Genomic DNA, 5,494 nt, shown 5'->3' with positions numbered 1-5,494 from the left:
TCACGCTGCATCCTTTCGACGATGGCAACGGCCGTATCGCCCGGGCCATCGGCGACTTGCTGCTCGCCCGCGCCGACGGCAGTCCGCAGCGCTTCTACAGTTTGTCGGCGCAGATCCAGTCGGAGCGCAGCGCTTACTACGACATCCTCGAGCAAACTCAGCGCGGCTCGCTCGATGTCACCGCGTGGCTCACCTGGTTCCTGCACACGCTGCATCGCGCGGTGGACAACGCCCAGCACACCGTGGACGCGGTGCTGGTCAAGACGCGTTTCTGGCAGCGCTGGGCCACCGCGTCGTTTAACGAGCGTCAGATCAAGCTGCTGAACCGGTTGCTGGATGGTTTCGATGGCAAGCTGACCAGCAGCAAGTGGGCGGCCATCGCGAAGTGTTCAGCGGATACCGCGTTACGCGATATCGGCGAACTGGTGACGTTAGGGGTGCTGCGGAGATCGGTGTCGGGCGGGCGCAGCACGGCGTACGAGCTGGCTGATTGACTTACTGCACGGACGCTAAAGCGCAGCCGCGACGCGCCCCATCTGGTCGATACCGCTATCGAAAATGCGTTGAAAGAACGGGATCATGTTGGGGATCATCAACTGAATCAGCAGGAATCCGACCAGCATGGTGACCGGAAACCCCACCTGGAAAATCCCGATCTGCGGCGCTGCACGATTCAGGATGCCCAGCGCGAGGTTGGCAATCAGCAACGCGGTGACCACCGGCAGCGACAGCAGCAGGCCCGTCGAAAACACGCTCACGCCATAGGTCGCAAGCGTCTGCCAGCCGCGCGCATACACGGCTGAACCCAATACGTTCGCGCTCACCGGCACGCTCTGGAACGTCTGCACGAGGGCGCTGATCATTTGCAAATGCCCGTCGAACACAAGGAACGCAAGCATGGCGATCGTGTTCAGATACCGCGATATCACCACCGAATTCCCGCCGGCGCGCGGATCGTAGAGCATTGCAAAGCCGAGGCCCATTTGCATGCCGATAAACTCGCCGGCTGCATCGATGGTGGCGAATGCAATCTGCATCGTCATGCCGAGCGCCGCGCCGATCAGGAACTGGTTGATGATGATCATCACGCCATCGGCGGAGAACACCGTCACCTGCGGCACCGCACCGATAGTCGGCGCCACGATCAGCGCCATGAACGCCGCGACCGCGACCTTGACGCGAATCGGAATGGCCTGGTGGCTGAGCAGCGGCGCGGTTGCAATCAGCGCGAGGATGCGCGTGAACGGCCAGAGGAACGACGTCAGCCAGACATTGAGCTGCGCGTAAGTGACGGAAAACATCAGCCGGTGATAGCGGGCGTGATGGTGAAAACGTGGCGCATGTAGTCGAGCAGCGTTTCCAGCATCCATGGGCCGGCGATCACCAGAGTAAGCGCCACCGCGAGCAATTTCGGAATGAACGAGAGCGTGCTTTCATTGATCTGGGTCGCGGCCTGGAACAGGCTCACGACCAGGCCGACCACGAGCGCGACCAGCAACAGCGGAGCCGCGAGCAACAGCGCCACGTACATGGCCTGGTGCGCGATCGACATGACGGATTCGGGTGTCATCGTTTGATTCCTGACGCTATGAAACGAAGCTCTGCGCGAGCGAGCCGATCAGCAACTGCCAGCCGTCCACCAGCACGAACAACATCAGCTTGAACGGCAGCGAAATGGTCGTGGGCGACACCATCATCATCCCCATCGACATCAGCACGCTCGCCACCACCATGTCGATGATCAGGAACGGGATGAAGATGGTGAAGCCGATCTGGAAGCCGGTCTTGAGCTCGCTGGTTACAAACGACGGCACCAGCAGCGAGAGCGGCACGTCTTCGGGACCGTTCATTGGCGCCGCCTTGGCGATCCGGGCAAACAGCGCGAGATCGGCTTCGCGAGTCTGGCGCAGCATGAATTGCTTGAACGGCGCGACGCCGCGCGTCATGGCCTGGTCCATCGTGATGGTGCCATCGGAGAAAGGCTTGTACGCGTCAACATAAGCGCGGTCGAGGACCGGCGACATGACGAACAGCGTGAGGAACAACGCAAGCCCGACGAGCACCTGATTAGGCGGCGTGCTGGTCGTGCCCAGCGCCTGCCGCAACAGCGACAACACAATGATGATGCGCGTGAAGCCCGTCATCATCAGCAGCATGGCCGGCAGGAACGACAGCATGGTCAGCAGCAGCATCGTCTGGACGCTGAGCGAATATGTCGTGCCGCCGTTCGGGCCAGGACTGGTGTTGAACGCCGGAAGTCCTGCTGTGCTTTGGGCGAAAGCGGAGTAGGGGAGGGCCAACATGACGACCGGTAGCAACAGCCCCGCCAGTCTCACGCACCGTGCTAAAAACTTAAACCGCATTACTTGCTCCCGCCTGCGAATTTTTGCAGACGTTTGGTCGCTTCGCCGGCGAGGGCATCGCGAAAACGTTGACCGAAACTGCCTTGCAGTGCTTGTCCTTCGCCGGGTCCCGCGCCAGCTTCCACGCCGCCGTTGAGCTCCGCCGATCCCGCAGGCATGGTGTGCAGCAGACGCACATTGCCGGGCGCGGCGCCCAGCACGAGCCACGTGTCGCCGATCTCCACCACCGAGACGCGCTCCTTATTCCCCAGCGACGCTCCGCCGATCACCTTCACCAGCCCCGTGCGTTTGGTGCCGGCCACGCCGAACTTGCGTGCGAGCCACGCGCAGCCGAACACGAACGCGATCACGATCACGAGCCCGAGCAGCGTTTGCAGCACCGCGCCCACGCCGAGCGACGGCACGGCGGTGCCCGCGCCAACGCCCGATGCAATCTGCGCCGCGTGATTGACGGCGTTCATGTCAGCGGCGTGGGCCGTGTGGGCGGCAAGCGTCATGGCAAGCGATGCCCATGCTGCAAGCGCGGCGGTAAAGCGTTTCATCGATTCAACTTCCTGATGCGTTCGGACGGCGTGATGATGTCGGTGAGACGGATACCGAACTTGTCGTTGACCACCACGACTTCGCCCTGCGCGATCAGGCAGCCGTTGACCAGCACGTCCATCGGTTCGCCGGCGAGCCCGTCAAGTTCCACCACCGAGCCTTGCGCCAGTTGCAACAGGTTGCGGATGGCGATCTTGGTCCGCCCGAGTTCCACCGTCATCTGCACGGGGATGTCGAGAATCATGTCGATGTCGTTGCGCGTGGAAGGCGCCTCGACTTTAGACAAAGGCTGGAACAATCCCGCCGATGAAGCCGCCGCCGGCGTTTCATTGCCGTTCTGCTCAGCCAGCGCGCTCGCCCAGTCGTCCATGCCGAAGTCCTCGCCCTTGAGCGGATCGGACGGCAGCGTGCCCGGTTCAGTTACGTCACTCATATCCACCTTCCTTCATCGTGTCGGTTGCGCTGATCATTTTTTGGACGCGCAACGCGTATTGACCATTGAAAATTCCGTAGCCGCATTCCATCACTGGCACGCCGTCCACTTTTGCCGTGACCAATTCGGGGACGTTGATTGGCAGGACATCGCCGGCTCGCATGTTGAGAATCTTTTCGAAGGTCGTGCCGATCTCCGCCAGATCCACCGTGAGTTCCACTTCGGCCGCCTGCACTTGCTGCGACAGCACGCGGATCCAGCGGCGATCCACTTCGAGCGCTTCGCCTTGAATGGGCGAGGAGAGGATGTCGCGAATCGGTTCGATCATCGAATACGGCATGCAGATATGCAGCGTGCCGCCGGTCGATCCGAATTCGATGGAAAACTGCGTGACGATCACGATCTCGTTCGGCGTGGCCACGTTGGCGAACTGAGTGTGCATTTCCGAGCGCACGTATTCGAAATTCAGCGATCGCACGCTTTTCCACGATGCCGCGTAGTGTTCGAACACGAGGTTCAGCAGCTTGCTGATGATGCGTTGCTCGGTCTGCGTGAACTCGCGGCCTTCAACGCGCGTGTGGAAACGGCCGTCGCCGCCGAAGAGGTTATCGACGACAAAGAAGACCAGGTTCGGATCGAACACGAACAGCGAGGTGCCGCGCAACGGTTTCACGTGGACGAGATTCAGGTTCGTCGGGATCGGCAGGTTGCGGGTGAATTCGCTGTACTTCTGCACCTTCACCGGGCCGACCGAAATTTCCGCCGAGCGTCGCATGAAGTTGAAGATGCCGACGCGCAGAAGGCGCGCGAAGCGGTCGTTGATGATTTCCAGGCCCGGCATCCGGCCCCGGACGATGCGTTCCTGCGTCGCGAGGTTGTAGGGGCGCACGCCGTGGAAGCGTGTTTCGTCGGCGACTGTGTCGACTTCCCCGGTGACGCCCTTAAGCAGGGCATCCACCTCCTCCTGCGACATGAACTCTTCGTGGCCCATGAGTGTTCCTTCGTTCCTGTGCGCGGTTGCTTGGTGCTTGGCTTGGTGCTTTTGCCGTGAGCGTTTGCTAGCGTTAGTGCTGGCTCTTGCTTTTGCTTAAGCGGCTAAAGGCGAGGATGGTTGCGCGGATTATTGAACAACGAATTCCGTGAACAACACTTCCTGGACACGCGCCGGACTGTCCGGTGCGCCGCCCGTCTTTTGGACCGTTTCCAGCAGTTCTTTCGCGAGCTGACGCTTGCCGTCGATGCCCGCCAGATCGTCCGGCCGCTTCGCCGATAACAACATCAGAATGTGGCTGCGTACTTCCGGCATGCGTTCGGTCAGCGCAGCTTGTGCCTTCTGGTCCGGCAGCTTCAGCGTCAAGCCGATACGCAAGTAATGCATGGCGTCGTCGGACTGGAGATTGACCGTCATCGATTCCAGCGGGAAGAACACCGGCGGCGCGGCGGGCGCAGGCTTCGTCAACGCGCCCAGCTCGGGCTTGTGCAGGAAGTAGTAGTAAGCACCAGCCCCGCCGGCGCCCAGCAAAAGGATAAGACCCGCCGCGATCAGCAAGATGCGCTTCATCCTGCCGCTCTTTACGGTGACGATGGGTTGTTGTTGAGTTGCAGTGGTGCTTGCCATGATTGCGGACCTCTTTCTGTAGCCTGAATTGTTGGCGATTTCGGAGGGTTGCGATGGGGGGAATAGAGGGGGGAATTGGGGCTAACTCGTGAGTTAGCTGTTTGCGCGGGCTGGGTGATCGGCGGGATGGGCGGGCGTTATCGCCGACAAACGGCGGTTAAACCATTCGCCATTCAGCGTGACTGAAAAGGCCATCCATCCCCGAGCGGACAACTTCGCGCCAAGGACGGTAGAAATGCATCCGCAAGAAAAAAGCCGCGTTCCTTTCGGGAACGCGGCTTTCTCACTATTTGAGTATTTACGCTAAATCAAGCAAACGTATCGACCAATCCAACCTGCTTGCGCACCGGCATGCTAATCGTGCTCAACGCATCCAGGCTTTCGCCGTCATCGGCACTGCCCATGCCTCGGCCGCCTCGCCCCGCATTCGATGACGCTCCGCCCTGCTGGCCAGACTGCTGACCCACGAAGCCATCGCTCACGCTCGTGCTGCCTAGCGATATCCCGCTGCCTTGCATCGCTTCACGCAAAGTCGGT

The 5,494-nt window shown here is 60.9% G+C and carries 7 protein-coding genes and 2 pseudogenes; 1 reads left to right on the top strand and 8 read right to left on the bottom strand.

The window, feature by feature from the left end; translation table 11 throughout:
- Window positions 1-494, top strand: a pseudogene (locus tag JWR14_RS00090) (Fic family protein); the annotation flags it as partial.
- Between the two features lie 15 nt (window positions 495-509).
- On the opposite strand, the gene fliR reads toward JWR14_RS00090, so the two are convergent.
- From fliR to JWR14_RS00050, 8 genes and pseudogenes are all read right to left on the bottom strand, one after another.
- Window positions 510-1,301, bottom strand: a complete 792-nt coding sequence (gene fliR, locus JWR14_RS00085; protein ID WP_299699293.1) for a flagellar biosynthetic protein FliR — start codon at window positions 1,299-1,301, stop codon at window positions 510-512.
- Window positions 1,301-1,570, bottom strand: coding sequence for a flagellar biosynthesis protein FliQ (gene fliQ, locus JWR14_RS00080; RefSeq protein ID WP_062084878.1), 270 nt, complete (start codon window positions 1,568-1,570; stop codon window positions 1,301-1,303). The genes fliR and fliQ overlap by 1 nt, the downstream gene beginning before the upstream one ends.
- A gap of 16 nt (window positions 1,571-1,586) precedes the next feature.
- The gene (gene fliP, locus JWR14_RS00075; RefSeq protein ID WP_299699286.1) at window positions 1,587-2,363 is read right to left on the bottom strand and encodes a flagellar type III secretion system pore protein FliP; all 777 of its coding nucleotides are present in this window, start codon (window positions 2,361-2,363) and stop codon (window positions 1,587-1,589) included.
- A complete protein-coding gene (gene fliO, locus JWR14_RS00070; RefSeq protein ID WP_299699297.1) occupies window positions 2,363-2,860 on the bottom strand; it encodes a flagellar biosynthetic protein FliO in 498 nt (165 codons plus the stop codon). The genes fliP and fliO overlap by 1 nt, the downstream gene beginning before the upstream one ends.
- A gap of 41 nt (window positions 2,861-2,901) precedes the next feature.
- On the bottom strand, window positions 2,902-3,339 hold the full coding sequence (gene fliN, locus JWR14_RS00065; protein ID WP_213767910.1) for a flagellar motor switch protein FliN: 438 nt from the start codon (window positions 3,337-3,339) through the stop codon (window positions 2,902-2,904).
- Entirely contained in the window at window positions 3,332-4,330 is a 999-nt protein-coding gene (gene fliM / locus JWR14_RS00060) for a flagellar motor switch protein FliM (protein WP_165092868.1), read from the bottom strand. The genes fliN and fliM overlap by 8 nt, the downstream gene beginning before the upstream one ends.
- A 129-nt stretch (window positions 4,331-4,459) precedes the next feature.
- Window positions 4,460-4,957 (bottom strand): flagellar basal body-associated protein FliL, encoded by a 498-nt coding sequence (fliL, locus tag JWR14_RS00055; RefSeq protein ID WP_299699279.1) that lies wholly within the window; start codon window positions 4,955-4,957, stop codon window positions 4,460-4,462.
- A 308-nt stretch (window positions 4,958-5,265) separates the two neighbouring features.
- Window positions 5,266-5,494: pseudogene (locus JWR14_RS00050) on the bottom strand (flagellar hook-length control protein FliK); the annotation flags it as partial.

Source organism: Caballeronia sp. (genome assembly GCF_028292365.1).
Taxonomy (GTDB): Bacteria; Pseudomonadota; Gammaproteobacteria; order Burkholderiales; family Burkholderiaceae; genus Caballeronia.
This window is presented reverse-complemented; position numbering and strand designations above follow the sequence as displayed.

Coding starts and splice junctions, on each gene's coding strand:
- fliL (WP_299699279.1), bottom strand. CDS start 4,957: ATGGCAAGCACCACTGCAACTCAACAACAACCCATCGTCACCGTAAAG.
- fliQ (WP_062084878.1), bottom strand. CDS start 1,570: ATGACACCCGAATCCGTCATGTCGATCGCGCACCAGGCCATGTACGTG.
- fliR (WP_299699293.1), bottom strand. CDS start 1,301: ATGTTTTCCGTCACTTACGCGCAGCTCAATGTCTGGCTGACGTCGTTC.
- fliN (WP_213767910.1), bottom strand. CDS start 3,339: ATGAGTGACGTAACTGAACCGGGCACGCTGCCGTCCGATCCGCTCAAG.
- fliO (WP_299699297.1), bottom strand. CDS start 2,860: ATGACGCTTGCCGCCCACACGGCCCACGCCGCTGACATGAACGCCGTC.
- fliP (WP_299699286.1), bottom strand. CDS start 2,363: ATGCGGTTTAAGTTTTTAGCACGGTGCGTGAGACTGGCGGGGCTGTTG.
- fliM (WP_165092868.1), bottom strand. CDS start 4,330: ATGGGCCACGAAGAGTTCATGTCGCAGGAGGAGGTGGATGCCCTGCTT.